The organism is Psychrobacter sp. (assembly GCF_036731945.1).
In the GTDB taxonomy this organism is placed as follows: domain Bacteria; phylum Pseudomonadota; class Gammaproteobacteria; order Pseudomonadales; family Moraxellaceae; genus Psychrobacter.
This window is the reverse complement of the sequence record NZ_DAINDI010000028.1, coordinates 7,165-22,987: the sequence shown is the minus strand read 5'-3', so window position 1 is coordinate 22,987 and position 15,823 is coordinate 7,165. Positions and strand designations below refer to the sequence as shown.

Here is a 15,823-nt window from a genome sequence, read left to right as displayed (position 1 = left end):
ATGGTTTAATGGTAAATATAATAGGGTAAAAAATCGCGACATTTTTTGGCTCATAGTCTATTAAATAACCTTTATTGGTAATAAAAACTCGGCATAGTTTGCATACTTTTAACTTAAAATAATTAGGTATATACGATGAAAAAACAACCAGCACAGTGGTTACTCAGTGCAGCGTCAGTGGGCGTCGCTGGTCTGATCCTCACTCAAAGCTACAGCACCGCAATGGCTGATAGCAATACAGCAGGCTTTAAAGCCACCCCTGAACAACAGGTTACTACCCGCCAAGTAGCCGCCTTGCTGGATCGTAGCCATTATCTCAATCAGCCGCTCGATAGCGACATGGGTAGCGAGATTTTGTCCATGTATATTGACAGTCTCGATCCAAACCATACTTTGTTTTTGCAATCTGATGTCGATGAATTTAAGAAAAAATATGCTGACGAATTTGCCGCGCGCCTAAAACGTGGCGACTTATCGGCTGGAGTCGCGGTTTTTGAGCGTTATCGTAAGCGCTCTAATGAATATTTTACCCTATCAAAACAACTGCTGAAAACCAAGATAGATTTAACCAGTAAAGATAGCATCGTCCTTGACCGTGAAAAACTCAGTCATTTTAAAACCAAAAAAGAGCAGCGCGATTATTGGACGCGCCAGCTGAAATTTCAGTTGATGAGTATTACTTTAGGTCAAGAAGATGAAAAGGCGAAAGAGAAAGTCTTTTTAAGTAATCCTGACATCACGCGCGGTCAAGACTTGCTGCGTAATGATGAGCGCACGCCAAGTGAGATTTTGCTCAACCGTTTATCACGTCAGCAAGAGCAGCTTGCGCGTCTAAAAGATGATGAAATCATGGAAACCATCTTAAATACGGCGATGCTTACTTATGATCCGCACAGTAATTATTATGCGCCGATTCAAGCTAATGAGCTACAAATTCAATCGAGTCTGCAATTAGAAGGCATCGGGGTTTCGATTCGTCCTGACCGTAAAAACCCAGATTATACCCGCATTGTCACCTTGGTAGATGGTGGCCCAGCGGCGAAATCTGGGCAGATTAAGCCCAATGATTTGATTATTGGTATTGCCAAAGACGGCGAGAACATGGTTGATGTGGTTGGCTGGTCAACGCGTGAAATCGTCGGTCTGATTCGCGGTAAACGTGGCACCTCGGTGACTATCAAAGTACGTCAACCAAATACGCCCGATACCAGCGCCCGTAATGTGACGGTGGTACGCGATATTATTCAGCAAGAAGAGTCGGGCGTAAAACAGCGTGTTGTCGAAGTGCAGCGTCCCAATATCGATAAAACGCCCAAACGTATCGGTGTCCTTGAGATACCAAGTTTTTATCTCAACTATCGCGCGCGCCGCAATGGCGAAGAGTACCGTAGTGTCAGTGACGATACCGAAAAAGCGCTTAAAGCGCTGAATAAAGAAAATATCGACGGTCTGGTGGTTGATTTACGTAATAACCCAGGCGGCTCGCTCGATGAGGTCGCCAAAATGCTTGGTTTCTTTATCAAGAGTGGTCCATTGGTACAGATTCGCGACAATCGCGGCAATATTCAAGTCTACCGCGATGACGATGGCGGCGAGCAGCTTTATAACGGCAAAGTGGTTGTTTTGACCAACTTAGCCTCTGCCTCTGCAAGTGAAATCTTTGCCGCCGCGATTCAGGATTATGGCCGTGGCCTCGTTGTCGGTAGCACAACGACCGGTAAGGGCTCGGCGCAAATACAGCTAGACAGCTTGGCTTTGGGTACAGCAACGCTCACGCAGCGTAAGTTCTACCGCATCACTGGTGGCAGTACGCAAAACAAAGGCGTGGTCCCTGATGTTGAATTGGTTAATATCTACGATGATGCAACCTTTGGCGAGCGCGCGCAGAAAAAAGCCTTACCGTGGGATACGATTAAAACCGCGCCTTATAAGCCCGAAGGTAAATTTTCTGCCAATACCTTAGCAACGCTAAATCAGCAATCAAAAATCCGTCAGCAGCAAAATCCGCATTTTGTGTATCTGTCAACGCTAAATGATATTCGTAATATGGAAGATGAGAAAAAACCGATTCCTCTTGATATCAATAGTCGCCGCACCAAAATGCAGCTGATAGAAAAACGCTCACTGGAAGCGGAAAATAAACGCTTAATTGCAACGGGCGAGCGTCCTTATGCCAATTGGAATACTTATCAAGCGGCTATGGATGCAAAATTTGAAGAGCGCAGTCAGATGAAAGAAAGCGAGCGTCCTGAACTACCAGAAGATGAAGCGTTCATTAAAGAAGCGGCTTATATCATGCTTAGCGCTGACCCAAAGGTGCAGGCTAGCCCAGAAGAGAAGCTATAAAAAAACGCAACTTTTGAACAGTCATTATCGGCAATAAAAATGCGTGTAAGCATATGCTTACACGCATTGACGTTTAGACCTCTTACTAACCTCATGCCAATCTGCGATTATAACTGTACGGCACGATTGAACGAAAAGGTTCATAGATACTAGGGATTGGTATCGCAAAGGTCGCATCAGGGATAGGTGGTTTGCTGATTAGGGAAGATAAGGCTGGATGCCTGAACGTTATAAGATGCTCCGGGATTAAGTATCTGATAACATTAACATGGATGGTTAGTGATAAAAGCCGCATAATACTTGTTGTTATGCGGCTTTGTTACGTCTGTAATCTCTAAAACTTATCCAAAAAAAGGTCAGTAGATTGCTCTACTGACCTTTTTAGCTAGACGACGCTAACATTATCAATAACTATTCATTAATAATTAACTATTCGTCTAAGCATCTTATCGTCTAAAAATTTTACGCCAAACTCAAGAAGAGATTAGTGCTCAACGCCACCAGCACCATGGATATGGCCGTGGTTTAGTTCGTCTTCAGTCGCCGCGCGTACTTCTTGAATTTCTACATCAAAGGTCAAACGCTTACCAGCCAATGGATGGTTTGCATCAACCGTCACTTCTTTATCGTTTACGTCAGTCACAGTTACTAGCATCACTTGACCGCCAGCTTCTGACTGAAACTGCATACCAGGCTGGATATCATCAACGCCTTGGAAGTTTTCGCGTGGTACATGTTGTACCGCTTGTTCTTGGTATTCACCGTAACCATCAGCAGGCTCTACAACGGCATTGACTCTTTCGCCAGCAGATTTGCCTTCTAGTTGTTGCTCAAGACCTGGGATGATGTTGCTATGGCCATGTAAATACGCAAGCGGTTGACCTTCTGGAGACTGGTCAAGGATATTGCCTTCTTCGTCTTTTAGAGTGTAGTTGAACTTGACGGCAGTGTCTTTTGCGATAGTAGTCATAAATTATCCTAAATATGTCGTTATTGAAATTTAAATACGGTTGCAATAAACCTAAAAAAGCCAATCAGCCAGCCAAATAGCCACGTCATTAGTTAATTATCATCAGTTTATTAGGGTAACTTTAGCAGTTAGCATCTTTAATTGCGATGCCTGCCAGCGGTTTCAAGGTTAAAATCCGAAAAAATAGCAATTATTGGGCGAATTAATGTAAATAAATATGATTTTTCAGTTTTGGCCGTTGGTAAAGGTAAAAGGCTAAAGTTTGCCAGTTGCGTTTTTGCATGATGGCTTCTACCATAGTCATAAACATAAGGATAATAACGATTATGAATTTATCTTCTCAAGCCTCACCGATTAATAGTTCGAATCAGCAGAGTGCAGATATCTCTTATCAGTTTGACTTTGCGCGGTTTTTAGAGCATTTGGTCGATGTCGCGCTGACCTTTACCGCTGATACTGACACGCCAAGTTTGTGGCTGCCAGCATGGATACCTGGTAGCTATTTAATGCGTGAATTTGCCCGTAATATCACTGCGGTGCATTATGAGATTTTAGATAGCCAAACTCTAAACAATCAAACATTAGATAGTCAACTCACGGACAGTGATAGAAAAACAAACACGTATCGCGCGCAAAAAGTAGATAAAAATATGTGGCAGTTGCCAGAGGCGCGGGCAGGACAGCGCATACGCGTCCATTATGAAGTCTATTGTTATGATTTATCGGTGCGTACTGCGTATATCGACCAGCAGCGTTTGTATGGTAACTTTACCTCATTAGCCTTAGCGATTGATGGGCAAGAGCAAAAAGCAGTAAAAGTGAATTTAATCGTGCCAGCTGCATTTTTAATTGATAAAGACGCTAGTCTTGTGCGCTTGGCGTGCGGACTTGAGGCAGTACAGTCGCAAATTGATAAGCTGCGAATATATACTCTACAAGCAGACAGCTATCATGAGCTTATCGATCATCCGTTTGAGTTTGCCGAACAAGATAGCTTTGATTTTATCATTCAAGATGATAAGCATCAGACGCTTAGCCATCATTTTTATCTTTCAGGTAAGCATAGCGCTAACATGGGACGCTTGCAGCAAGACGTCACCCAAATCTGTCAAACTTATCTAGATTGGCTTGGCGATGCACCATTTAATGATTACACCTTTATGACCTTTGCCAGTGGTCAGGATTATGGCGGGCTTGAGCATATCAATTCGACCAGTTTGATTACCCCGCGTCGCGATTTGCCCAGTATGGATGAGCCAAAAGTACCAAGTAGCGACTATCAGCGTTTTTTGGGCTTATGCAGCCATGAATACTTTCATGCATGGTGGGTCAAAACCGTGCGTCCAGATGTGATGCTAGATGTGGATTTACGGCGCGAAGCCTTTACGCCGCTGCTTTGGGTGTTTGAAGGTTTTACCTCTTATATCGATGATTTTATGTTGCAAGCGTCAGGCGTCATCGATAAGGCAAGCTATCTTAAATTACTCGCCGAACAAATTAATCGCTACTATCAAACACCGGGGCGCGCGCATCAAAGCGTTGCCGAGTCGAGCTTTGATGCTTGGATTAAGCTGTATCGCAACGATGAAAATACTGGCAATGCAGGTATCAGCTACTATAACAAAGGCGCGTTGGTGGCGTTATGCTTGGATTTAACTCTGCTTGCACAAAGCGATGGGCGTTATCGTTTGTTTGATGTGGTTAAAGCTTTTTATAGCCAAGCAAAGCAAAAGGATAATAAACGTATTGGCATCAGTAGCGCCGATATGGGTGCAGTTATCGGGCAGTTTATGCCGTTAGCAGATTGGGAAGAGTTTGAGCGCCGTTATGTCAATAGCGTTGAGGAGCTGCCACTAGAGGCGCTGCTTACGGAAAATGGTATTAAGTTCCACCATAATAGCAAAGAAACTGCCGATAAAAACATACCGTGGGGCATGCGTTGTAGTGAGACGCCGCTTGGATTAAAGGTTAATCGCGTCAACCGTGACAGCGCTGCCGCCAAAGCGGGTATCTCAGCGCATGACGTCATTGTCGCAATCGATGGGATTAAAGCAGACACCAAGCAATTAGCAACGCTTAGCACTGCTACCCGCCCTGTACAATGTCATTTATTTCGCCGTGATGAGCTAATGGTAGTTGAGGTTGTGCCTAAAGAGTTGAGTGATAAAGATACGTACGACGTTAACCAGACAGTTTTCCCGCATAGCATCAGCTTACGGTTAGCAAGGGCGAGTACAAATTGTGAAGACGAAGGGGATTCTGTAGGGTATGCCAATACTGAAGATACATGGCTAAATGCGCTAGCACGCCATCAAAGTGAATAGATAAATAATAAAGCGTGAAGACATTAAAAACCCTTGTTAAGTACGCAGCTCAGCAAGGGTTTATATGTTTAATATTCGGAGTGCTATAAGCAATGGTTAAAAAGCTATAGTTGTTTAACTTGTAGCATTAATTGTTTCTTTGATCGCTTCTTTATCATTTGCTTCATCATTGATAACGGCGTCATCAGTATCGGTAATCGCGGTATCAGGCGCTTTATTTGCCGCAATCCAGCTTTGCATCAATTCAATCTCAGGCTGCTGGGCGTCGATAATGTCTTGTGCCAATTTGCGCATTTCTTCATCAGTACCATATTGGAGCTGCACTTTCGCCATGTCCACCGCGCCGATATGATGTGGCAGCATACCGCGCGCAAATGCCATATCAGCGACAGGCTCAGCAATACCGAGCATCATATCGCTATGCATGGTATTCATTCCTTTTGCATACGCTTCTTGCATGACTTCGGTATTGGGTTTTGGTTTGGGCGCATCAGGATGGCTTGCGAGCCATTTATTAAGAATATCAATCTCAAGCTGCTGCGAGTCGATGATGTCTTGTGCAAGTTTACGCATGGTTTCATCAGTGCCGTACTTTAGCTCGATTTTTGCCATATCTACCGCGCCGCGATGATGGCCGAGCATGCCTTTGGCAAAGGCGGTATCAGGATCGTTATAACCCATGCCAACCATCATTTCATTATGCATACTGGTCATTGACTTGGTATAGTCTTTCAGCATATCTGACATTTTTTCAGCGTTTACCGTAACATCATTGGCAGCCATGTCGTGCCCAGCATGGGCATCCTCGGGAGCTGTTTCAGATGGTTCATTAGTGACTTGAGTGGCCTCTTCTATTGGCATTACCTCATTATCCTCAGTTGCTGGCTGGCAAGCGCTTAGCAGCAGGGTAGTAGCCACACTGGTAGCAAACAAAGCAAAATGACGAGAGGCAATCATGATATATCCTTACTATCAAAAAAACAGGAAACAGGCTCAACGAAAAATAAGACAGAAAACAAGATAAATAATGCCCAAGTTTAAACCGATATAAAACGCGAAAATAGGGCACGGTTGGCAAATCAGCGCAGTTTTGCATCTTAACAGATAAACCTTACGCGTTCGAGACGCGCCGTTTAATAAGTCGTAATATTTCAATAAAAGCAAAATTGGCTCATATAAGCGGATAAGGTTTAATTTGTCACGCTAATCTAATCGATAATCCCTAACTGCCGACAGCGCTCACTATTTAGGTGAATACGCACAAACTCACCAACGCCAAGCGAACCAAGCTCAAATCCTGCCACCGACCAACGAATCAGACGCAAGCAAGGCAGTCCAACATGGGCGGTCATGCGTCTTACTTGGCGATTTTTGCCCTCATAAATGGTCAGCATTAGCCATGACGTTGGCACGTTTTTACGCTCGCGAATAGGCGGATCGCGTTGCCATAACTCAATCGGCAAATCGGCTTCCCCAACCAGTAGTGCAACTGCTGGTAAGGTTTTGCCGTCTTTTAAATGCACCCCTGCCGCTAGCTGCTCTAATTGAGCCGCACTTACCAAACCTTCGACCTGTACCAAATAAGTCTTCCCTTGTTTTTGCTTGTTTTGGGCGAAGTTCTTGGATGATGGTGGTTGGGTAATGGCTTTATTTACCCGTCCATCACTGGTCAAAATCAACAAGCCTTCTGAGGTTGCATCAAGTCGACCAGCAACGCGCAGCGACTTGTCAGTAAAATATTGCGAAAGAGTGGTGTGGTCATTGTTGCTGTCATCACGAAATTGACTTTGTACGCCGTAAGGTTTGTTGAATAAAACTAAGCTAGAGGTCGACATAAAATGGCATTTCCTAAAAATAAATTGATTGCTAACCGGTGGCACGCATGGCAGTTTAAGTCGATTTTACGCAAAAGTAAAAAGCGGACTGTTGCTAAAAAATAACTCAGATAAGCAAACGTAACAATAACAATAAACGAGATATTAAATAACCCTGTTCATATTGTGGTATTTATAATATTGATTGGTAAAACTGACGTATGCAAAAGAAAAATTATCAGTCATGCTTTTATGTTAGTACACTATTTAAGGTAAATGATTATATTTTTATATCATTCATCTGATAGAAATCATGAAAATGATTATTTTTGCTTCACGCAACTTTGGCGCTTTAGTCATAAAAATAATGGCAAAAAATATGATTTTTAAAATGATTATCTAACATACTTTTAAACCTATTGGCGTATCGGCATTTCACACAAATTATTAATACGTAACTCGCTAGCATAATGCCATTTTAAAGCCAAAATATTTTAGCTAGCATAGCAGAACGCCAAGGAAACTGGCGCAACCAATATATAAGTATAAAAGGAGTTTGACCCCATGCCCTATGATAAAGTTATCGTCCCAAGAGACGGCGCAAAAATAACCGTCAACGCTGATCTGTCCCTAAACGTCCCTAATCATCCGATTATCCCCTTTATCGAAGGCGATGGCATCGGCGTTGATATCACGCCAGTGATGATTAAAGTGGTCGATGCCGCCGTATCAAAAGCCTACAAAGGCAAAAAATCGATCGTTTGGATGGAAGTTTATTGCGGCGAAAAAGCTTCTAAGGTTTACGACGGCGAATACATGCCGACCGAAACGCTAGAGATTTTGCGCGAGTATGTCATAAGCATTAAAGGGCCTCTGACCACGCCAGTTGGCGGCGGTATGCGCTCATTAAACGTCGCGTTACGGCAAGAGCTTGACCTGTACGTCTGTCAGCGTCCCGTACGCTGGTTTGAGGGTGTGCCAAGTCCTGTGCATAGCCCAGAGCTGACCGATATGGTGATTTTCCGCGAAAACTCAGAAGATATTTATGCCGGTATCGAGTGGAAAGCGGGCAGTGATGACGCCAAAAAAGTTATTAAATTCCTAAAGGAAGAGATGGGGGTGACCAAAATCCGTTTCTCAGATGACTGCGGTATCGGCATCAAGCCTGTATCAAAAGAAGGCTCGCAGCGTTTGGTACGTAAAGCTATCCAGCATGCCATCGATAATGACTTACCGAGCGTCACTCTCGTGCACAAAGGTAATATCATGAAGTTTACCGAAGGCGCGTTTAAAGAATGGGGCTATGAGCTTGCCGCTGAACGTTTTGGTGCGGAGCTGCTTGATGGCGGGCCTTGGATGACGATGAAAAACCCAAAAACTGGTAATGACATTATCATTAAAGACGTCATAGCTGATGCTTTTTTGCAACAAATCCTGATGCGCCCTGCTGAATATTCAGTTGTTGCAACCTTAAACTTAAACGGTGATTATATCTCTGATGCGCTCGCTGCTGAAGTTGGCGGTATCGGTATCGCGCCGGGTGCCAATAAGGGCGGCTCAATCGCTGTTTATGAAGCCACCCACGGCACAGCGCCTAAATATGTTGGTCAAGATAAGGTCAATCCAGGTTCGTTGATTCTATCGGCAGAGATGATGCTGCGCGATATGGGTTGGATAGAAGCGGCTGATCTTGTTATCGCAGGTATCAAAGGCGCGATTAAAAATAAAACCGTCACTTATGACTTTGAGCGTTTGATGCCAGATGCTATTTTGCTCAGTAGCTCGGAGTTTGGCAAAGCCATTATTAAACATATGGATGCGTAAGGGCTTTATAGCAGGTGATTTTATAATTTATAGCGCAAACAAAAATCATCTATATTTTTATAGGTGGTTTTTTTGTGCTTATGGTTTTTATACTGATTATTGAATAATAAGTTTAGCTGTCATTTTTACCACGATTTTTACCGCTACCATTCGCTGTCCATTGAACCACCGATAAGCTGGTTGACGCCATTAAACCGAGCACCAAGTAGCCAATCAACGCCTGTAAACTTGCAAAAACCCGAGTGATGCCTTGCGGCCGAAAATCACCATAGCCTGTTGAGGTAAAAGTGACGACGGCATAATAGCAGCACGCCCAAAAATCTTGCGAAATGGGATTGCCGTCGAGCGTGGTGTCGACGATGCCGACTTCGTAATAAAGTGCCGAAAAGGTAAGCAAAAATAAAAAGACATTAAGCGTTGTCATCGCAAGCTCTTTCCATAAATTGCCATCATCGCCATAGATGCGCTGCAAGGTGCTAAAAAGCGACCACATAAAAATACCGCAAAACAAGAAGGCAAGGCCGATCGTAAATATATCGCGCCACCTATTGTCAGGTAAAAAACGAGCCAGTAAATACCATAAACTGCCGGTAAAGATATAAATAAAAAGAGTACCTCTGGCGGTTGTTATTTTTTCTAGTATCATAAGATGTCATCCATACGCTCAGTATTATGCTTAGTCTTAGGCCCAGTAAATGCTCAAAAATAATTTTAACATTGGGCGTCATCTAACCGTAGCAGTAGGGCGCTTTATATAAGACATTGGTGTAGGTGTTTGCTTTGAACGCTTTAAGCAGCACAGAACCCATAAAAACGCCCCAATAGCCTAGGGCTATTGGGGCGTTTGTTTTACGCTGACTTTAATAAAGCTTGTTCAGTCAGCTTGGTTTTATTTGCAACCAAGTATTTATGACAATGAAGCAATAGCTTCGTTGAATAACGGACTTGGACGCATGGCTTTCTCAGCCAACGCTTCATCAGCTAAGTAGTAACCTTTTAGGTCCATCGATTTGCCTTGAACTTCATTTAGCTGCTCAACGATAGCGGCTTCATTGTCTTCAAGTTTTTGGGCCAGCGGCGCAAACTGTGCTTTTAGCTCGCTATTCTCATCTTGAGCAGCCAGCTCTTCTGCCCAATATTTTGCCAGATAGAAATGACTACCACGGTTATCAAGCTCGCCTGTTTTACGTGATGGCGACTTGTCATTTAACAGTAGCGTTTCAGTGGCTCTATCAAGAGCGTCCGCCAATACTTTCGCTTTGGCATTGTCATCGTTTTTGGCCAAATGCTCTAAAGATTCGGTCAAGGCTAGGAACTCACCGAGAGAATCCCAACGTAGATGGTTTTCTTCGATCAGCTGCTGTACGTGCTTCGGTGCTGAACCGCCTGCGCCAGTTTCGAACAAACCGCCGCCTTTCATTAGTGGCACAACTGACAACATTTTCGCACTGGTGCCCAATTCTAAAATCGGGAACAAATCAGTCAGATAATCACGCAAGATATTACCAGTGGCAGAAATCGTATCTAAACCACGAGCAACACGCTCTAAGGTATAACGCATGGCGCGAACTTGTGACATAATTTCGATGTGCAGACCGTTGGTGTCATGATCTTTTAGATAGGTTTTAACCTTTTTAATCAGCTCGTTTTCGTGTGGACGGTATGGGTCGAGCCAGAAAATAACCGGCGTATCTGATTCGCGCGCACGGCGTACTGCAAGCTTAACCCAGTCTTGGATAGGGTCATCTTTGGTCTGACACATGCGCCAGATGTCGCCTTTTTCAACACGCTGCTCAAGTAAGACTTCGCCTGAGTCGATATCGACGATACGTGCGATACCGTTATCACTAGATTCAAAGGTTTTGTCGTGTGAGCCGTATTCTTCTGCTTTTTGTGCCATCAAACCAACGTTTGGCACCGTACCCATGGTGGTTGGATCAAAGTTACCATGCCACTTACAGAAATTGATCATTTCTTGGTAAATACGCGCAAAGGTCGATTCAGGCATGACCGCTTTACAGTCATATAATTTGCCATCAGCGCCCCACATTTTACCGCCGTTACGAATCATTGCGGGCATTGACGCATCAACAATCACGTCACTTGGAGAATGGAAGTTGGTAATGCCTTTTGAGGAATCAACCATCGCTAGACGCGGACGGTGTACTTGGCATGCATGGAGGTCGCGCTCAATCTCTTCACGTAAGCTGGCTGGCAATTCGGTGATTTTTTCGTACAAACTTGCCATGCCGTTATTGACGTTAATACCTAGCTCATCAAATAACGCGCCATGTTTTTGGAAGGCGTCTTTATAATAAATGCGCACCGCGTGACCGAAGACGATAGGGTGTGACACCTTCATCATCGTGGCTTTTACGTGTAATGAGAATAAAATACCGGCTTCGCGGCAATCTTCCATTTCACGCTCATAAAATTCAAGCAGCGCTTTTTTGCTCATAAACATCAAGTCGATGACTTCTTTATCAAGCAAGGCAATTTTTGGTTTTAATACCTTGGTCGTACCGTCTTCGAGCAACAGTTCCATACGCACGGTACGCGCTTTATCCAAGGTCATCGACTGCTCGCCGTCATAAAAGTCGCCGCTGTGCATGTGCGAAACGTGAGTCTGTGACCACTGTTTCCATTCGCCCATCGAGTGCGGATGTTTACGCGCGTAGTTTTTGACGGCTTTTGGCGCGCGGCGGTCTGAGTTACCTTCACGTAATACAGGGTTGACCGAGCTGCCTAAGCTTTTGCCATAACGGCGACGGATTTCTTCTTCTTCTGCGTTTTTTGGCTCGTCTGGAAAATCAGGAATCGCGTAGCCTTTACTTTGTAGCTCTTTGATAGCTGCTTTTAGCTGCTGTACAGAAGCACTGATATTTGGTAGTTTGATGATATTGGCGTTTGGATCTTGAGTCAATTTGCCAAGCGCTTCTAAGTTATTTGGAACGCGCTGCTCTTCGGTTAAGTATTCTGGAAATTCAGCCAACACACGCGCCGCGACCGAGATATCACTGGTTTCAACGTCGACGCCTGCTGTCTGGGCAAATGCTTTTACAATCGGCAAAAATGATAAGGTGGCAAGCGCTGGGGCTTCGTCAGTTTTTGTATAAATAATTTTTGACATGTTAGTAGATTATTCCTTGTTGTCATTAATGAGGTTAATAAGGCTGCGGTATCATTTAATAGCTTTATACAGCCCTTATACCATAATGGTCTACGGGGTTGGTTCGAGGTTCAATCGAGGTCCAAATACATCATTCGTCTTTTATTGCCATTCTTGAGCGAGTATGACGGCGAGAAAAGTTTCGTCGCCAGCCATTTGCGTTTATTCGTCTTTATAAAGCAGGCGCTCGATCAAGCACTAGCTCTATTAAAGAGTGATTATAAAAGGTCACACTCAAAAGACCGTTGCTAAAAATTTATGCAAACCAGCGACTCAATACTCAGGATTTACAATGATCTGAGCGCGAATGGCTGACGCTATATTATAGTTGATCCACTATAAATCTGATATGATGTCAATGTTGTATATTGAACTAAGTATACTATTTTCGCTCATACCCTATGTATCTGAATTATATTAAGCTAATAATAGCCTTATTCTACCAGTCCTCGCTCTCAATATCATCTTTTGCGTGTAATTAGCGCGCTTTTAGTGCCATTTTTCACTTCTGTAAGCTTGTTTGTGAAATGATGCGCTTATCGACATTGAAATAGTCTACATACTTCAAATTATTTGTTTTTAAATTAGCTTTTTTTAGAGTATTTTTTTTAACATACTAACGCTAACAAAACCCAATCCTGCGCCCCATCAATAAAACCAATGAGTAATTTATCCCTACGGCTAGCTATGGTTTATTTATGCGCCTTTGTTTATAACCCTTCTTCATAAAAGTATTTTAGCGCCAGATAATTTTTACTTTTTTGCAAATTGTGACAGCAAACGCGCTGATATTTGCTAGGCTAAACGATAAAAATAAATGAGCTTAATAATAAATTCTAAAAATAGTGTGGTGATGATGAATTTACAATATGCGTTACTCAGTGATAATAGCTGGCAGGATATGGCGCGTTGGCAAACGCCAGATACGCCTTTTATGACATTTGAGTTTTGGCAAGCACTTAGTGATACAGGCGCAATTGGTGAGCAAGCAGGTTGGTTGCCGATTTATGTCTTAATCCATCGACCAAGTGAGACAGATGGCGTTATTGATAATAATGCGAATGACGATACAAGTAATGCTGCGCAGCCAGCGCTTACTTCAGAATCAATAGGGCAGCCTATTGCCGTTATGCCTGTTTTTATTAAAGGGCATCATCAAGGCGAATTCGTCTTTGACCATGCGTGGGCACAAGCTTATGCGCAGTATGGTCTTGATTATTATCCACGCTTGGTGACTAGTGCACCTTATACACCAGTAACGGGACAGCGTCTGTGGCTAGCAGCAGGTGATGCGCTAAACGCAGATATTTTAAAGACAGCTATCGCAGGGGTAGATGATATCGCGCAGCAAGTAGAGGCCTCTAGCTGGCACGGTTTGTTTGCAACGTCTGAGATGGTGGCTATTGCTAACGCGTCAATGCCAACTGATATCGATATAGAAATGGCGCTTAATAATCAAAAAAATAGCGGTATGGTAGAACCGATTGAGCTGCCGATACTTGAGCGGCAGGGCTGCCAATTTTTATGGCAAAATAAAAATGTCAGTCAAAATAACGAGCAGTTTGCCGACTTCGAGGAATTTTTGGCAACCTTTAGAGCCAAAAAACGCAAAACCGTGCGTGCTGAGCGGCGTAAAGTTGCTGAGCAAGGCATCACTTGTCAGCGTAAATGCGGGGTTGCTATCACTGCAGAGGATTGGCAGACGTTTTATCATTGTTATGTGATGACCTACGCGGTACGTGGGCAGCAGCCTTATTTAACGTTAGATTTTTTCAAAAAACTAGCGGTTAGCCTGCCTGAGCATTTGATGCTCGCGCAAGCGCTTGATGCCAATGGTGAAATTATCGCTAGCAGTTTGTTCTTTTATGATAAACCCAATAGCCAAAACGCCACGCTTTATGGTCGTTATTGGGGCGCACTCGCTGAGTATGATAGCCTGCACTTTGAGCTGTGTTATTATCAAGGTATCGAGTTTGCGATTGAGCAAGGTTTGACGTATTTTGACCCTGGCACCCAAGGTGAGCACAAATTAGTCCGAGGTTTTGTTCCGACCGAAACTCACTCGTTGCACCGTATTTACGATGGGCGTTTTGTCCCAGCGATTAGTAATTTTTGCGTCAAAGACCGCATGCATATGGCGCAATATCGCAAGCAAGCCTTTGCAGCATTGCCCTTTAATATCGATAATATGCCGACGTTTGATAGTACTGATTAATGGTATCACTTATTAATATGTGATTTATCACTTCCTGCTTGGCAATTTTCCATTTAATAACTTCCTATCAGCTGTAAACTATGACTCCTCATTTTTCTCGTTCTGCTCCATCATCCGCTCCCACTGAGCTAGTAGATTTTCTCAATACCGAAGGGTCGCTGACGGCCATGCTCGAAATAAAAGCAGGGCAGCCGTTACGTGTCGAGCGTAGTTTTGAAGGTTATAGGCTATTATCTTTGGCACAAAAAAAGCAATTGGGTTTGCAAGGCGCGGCGTTAAACCGTCCGTTATTGGTGTGGGTACGTGATTCACAGCTATATGGTAATAATGAGCAGCCGTGGGTGCAAGCACAAAGCATTTTTCCGCTAGCAAGTTTGAAGGGGCGCGCTCGCCGTTTACAGCAGCTAAAAGGTACGCCGATTGGCTATGTGTTGTTTAAGCGCCGTCGTACTTTGCCTAATCGACGTTCTATCGAAAAGACGGCAGACGGCTGGCAACGGCAGACGCTATATGATTGGTATGGACGTAAAATACTGATTAGTGAAACTTTTTTAGCGGCTTTTTTGTCCAAGAGTGATTAAATAATTACAATAAAAGCTGATATACAAAATCAGTAAGTCATTTATTTTATTGCGCATTTATTTCTGTAATAACGCCATTTAAATCTCTCAGCTTTCCGTGAGGTTTTTTTGCGCTCATCGCACAAAGTTTCATGCTACACTTAAGCTATAGCGATGATATCGATGCCCTTCTGCGCACCGATTTTATTGCCAATTTAGGCAAGTTTTTAACAGGCCAATTGCCTGCGCTTGTCAATTTTACCTTCTTTTATTACTCGCCTCTTTTCAATGAGCACCACCATTAACGATAGCCACTACCTAGGACATCACTATGTTTAAAGATATTTCTATCAAAGAGTTTGATCCAGTACTTGCTGAAGCCATGGCCGCTGAAAGCGTGCGTCAAGAAAACCACATCGAGCTTATCGCTTCAGAAAACTACTGCTCACAAGCAGTGATGGAAGCCCAAGGCACTGACCTGACCAATAAATACGCTGAAGGCTATCCTGGTAAGCGTTATTATGGTGGCTGTGAGCACGTTGATGTGGTTGAGCAATTGGCCATCGACCGTGCAAAAGAATTGTTTGGCGCAGAATACGTC

General features: G+C 43.6%; 10 protein-coding genes and 1 pseudogene. 6 read left to right on the top strand and 5 right to left on the bottom strand.

The genetic code is table 11. From position 1 onward, the window contains the following. The first annotated feature begins 135 nt into the window (after positions 1-135). Positions 136-2,346, top strand: a complete 2,211-nt coding sequence (locus tag V7D75_RS07480) for a carboxy terminal-processing peptidase (protein ID WP_333614057.1) — start codon at positions 136-138, stop codon at positions 2,344-2,346. Positions 2,347-2,830: 484 nt separating this feature from the next. Here V7D75_RS07480 and V7D75_RS07475 read toward each other — a convergent pair whose 3' ends face one another. Continuing rightward, complete coding sequence (locus tag V7D75_RS07475) at positions 2,831-3,316, bottom strand: FKBP-type peptidyl-prolyl cis-trans isomerase (RefSeq protein WP_333614056.1); 486 nt, start codon at positions 3,314-3,316, stop codon at positions 2,831-2,833. A gap of 326 nt (positions 3,317-3,642) precedes the next feature. Here V7D75_RS07475 and V7D75_RS07470 point away from each other — a divergent pair, with 326 nt between their 5' ends. Further along, entirely contained in the window at positions 3,643-5,640 is a 1,998-nt protein-coding gene (locus tag V7D75_RS07470; RefSeq protein ID WP_333614055.1) for a M61 family metallopeptidase, read from the top strand. 114 nt (positions 5,641-5,754) lie between these two features. Here the strand turns inward: V7D75_RS07470 and copM are convergent, their stop codons facing one another. Both copM and V7D75_RS07460 read right to left on the bottom strand, forming a co-directional pair. After that, entirely contained in the window at positions 5,755-6,597 is an 843-nt protein-coding gene (gene copM, locus V7D75_RS07465) for a CopM family metallochaperone (RefSeq protein ID WP_333614054.1), read from the bottom strand. Positions 6,598-6,848: 251 nt separating this feature from the next. After that, positions 6,849-7,475 (bottom strand): pseudouridine synthase, encoded by a 627-nt coding sequence (locus V7D75_RS07460; RefSeq protein WP_333614053.1) that lies wholly within the window; start codon positions 7,473-7,475, stop codon positions 6,849-6,851. A gap of 543 nt (positions 7,476-8,018) precedes the next feature. Here V7D75_RS07460 and icd point away from each other — a divergent pair. Further along, a complete protein-coding gene (icd, locus tag V7D75_RS07455) occupies positions 8,019-9,278 on the top strand; it encodes an NADP-dependent isocitrate dehydrogenase (RefSeq protein WP_333614052.1) in 1,260 nt (419 codons plus the stop codon). A 112-nt stretch (positions 9,279-9,390) separates the two neighbouring features. Here icd and V7D75_RS07450 read toward each other — a convergent pair whose 3' ends face one another. Together V7D75_RS07450 and V7D75_RS07445 are read right to left on the bottom strand one after the other, a co-directional pair. Continuing rightward, positions 9,391-9,771 (bottom strand): potassium channel family protein, encoded by a 381-nt coding sequence (locus V7D75_RS07450; protein WP_333614051.1) that lies wholly within the window; start codon positions 9,769-9,771, stop codon positions 9,391-9,393. A gap of 414 nt (positions 9,772-10,185) precedes the next feature. Beyond that, on the bottom strand, positions 10,186-12,408 hold the full coding sequence (locus V7D75_RS07445) for an NADP-dependent isocitrate dehydrogenase (protein ID WP_333614050.1): 2,223 nt from the start codon (positions 12,406-12,408) through the stop codon (positions 10,186-10,188). Between the two features lie 895 nt (positions 12,409-13,303). On the opposite strand from V7D75_RS07445, the gene V7D75_RS07440 reads away from it, so the two are divergent. The 3 genes and pseudogenes from V7D75_RS07440 to glyA form a co-directional block, all read left to right on the top strand. After that, complete coding sequence (locus tag V7D75_RS07440) at positions 13,304-14,662, top strand: GNAT family N-acetyltransferase (RefSeq protein WP_333614069.1); 1,359 nt, start codon at positions 13,304-13,306, stop codon at positions 14,660-14,662. Positions 14,663-14,742: 80 nt separating this feature from the next. Then, positions 14,743-15,243, top strand: a complete 501-nt coding sequence (locus tag V7D75_RS07435) for a chorismate--pyruvate lyase family protein (protein WP_333614049.1) — start codon at positions 14,743-14,745, stop codon at positions 15,241-15,243. A gap of 310 nt (positions 15,244-15,553) precedes the next feature. After that, positions 15,554-15,823 (top strand): annotated as a pseudogene (glyA, locus tag V7D75_RS07430) (serine hydroxymethyltransferase); the annotation flags it as partial.

Bases quoted from the DNA above. Each gene is read 5' to 3' on its own strand.
- V7D75_RS07480 (WP_333614057.1), top strand. From the start codon at position 136: ATGAAAAAACAACCAGCACAGTGGTTACTCAGTGCAGCGTCAGTGGGC.
- V7D75_RS07475 (WP_333614056.1), bottom strand. From the start codon at position 3,316: ATGACTACTATCGCAAAAGACACTGCCGTCAAGTTCAACTACACTCTA.
- V7D75_RS07470 (WP_333614055.1), top strand. From the start codon at position 3,643: ATGAATTTATCTTCTCAAGCCTCACCGATTAATAGTTCGAATCAGCAG.
- copM (WP_333614054.1), bottom strand. From the start codon at position 6,597: ATGATTGCCTCTCGTCATTTTGCTTTGTTTGCTACCAGTGTGGCTACT.
- V7D75_RS07460 (WP_333614053.1), bottom strand. From the start codon at position 7,475: ATGTCGACCTCTAGCTTAGTTTTATTCAACAAACCTTACGGCGTACAA.
- icd (WP_333614052.1), top strand. From the start codon at position 8,019: ATGCCCTATGATAAAGTTATCGTCCCAAGAGACGGCGCAAAAATAACC.
- V7D75_RS07450 (WP_333614051.1), bottom strand. From the start codon at position 9,771: ATGTGGTCGCTTTTTAGCACCTTGCAGCGCATCTATGGCGATGATGGC.
- V7D75_RS07445 (WP_333614050.1), bottom strand. From the start codon at position 12,408: ATGTCAAAAATTATTTATACAAAAACTGACGAAGCCCCAGCGCTTGCC.
- V7D75_RS07440 (WP_333614069.1), top strand. From the start codon at position 13,304: ATGAATTTACAATATGCGTTACTCAGTGATAATAGCTGGCAGGATATG.
- V7D75_RS07435 (WP_333614049.1), top strand. From the start codon at position 14,743: ATGACTCCTCATTTTTCTCGTTCTGCTCCATCATCCGCTCCCACTGAG.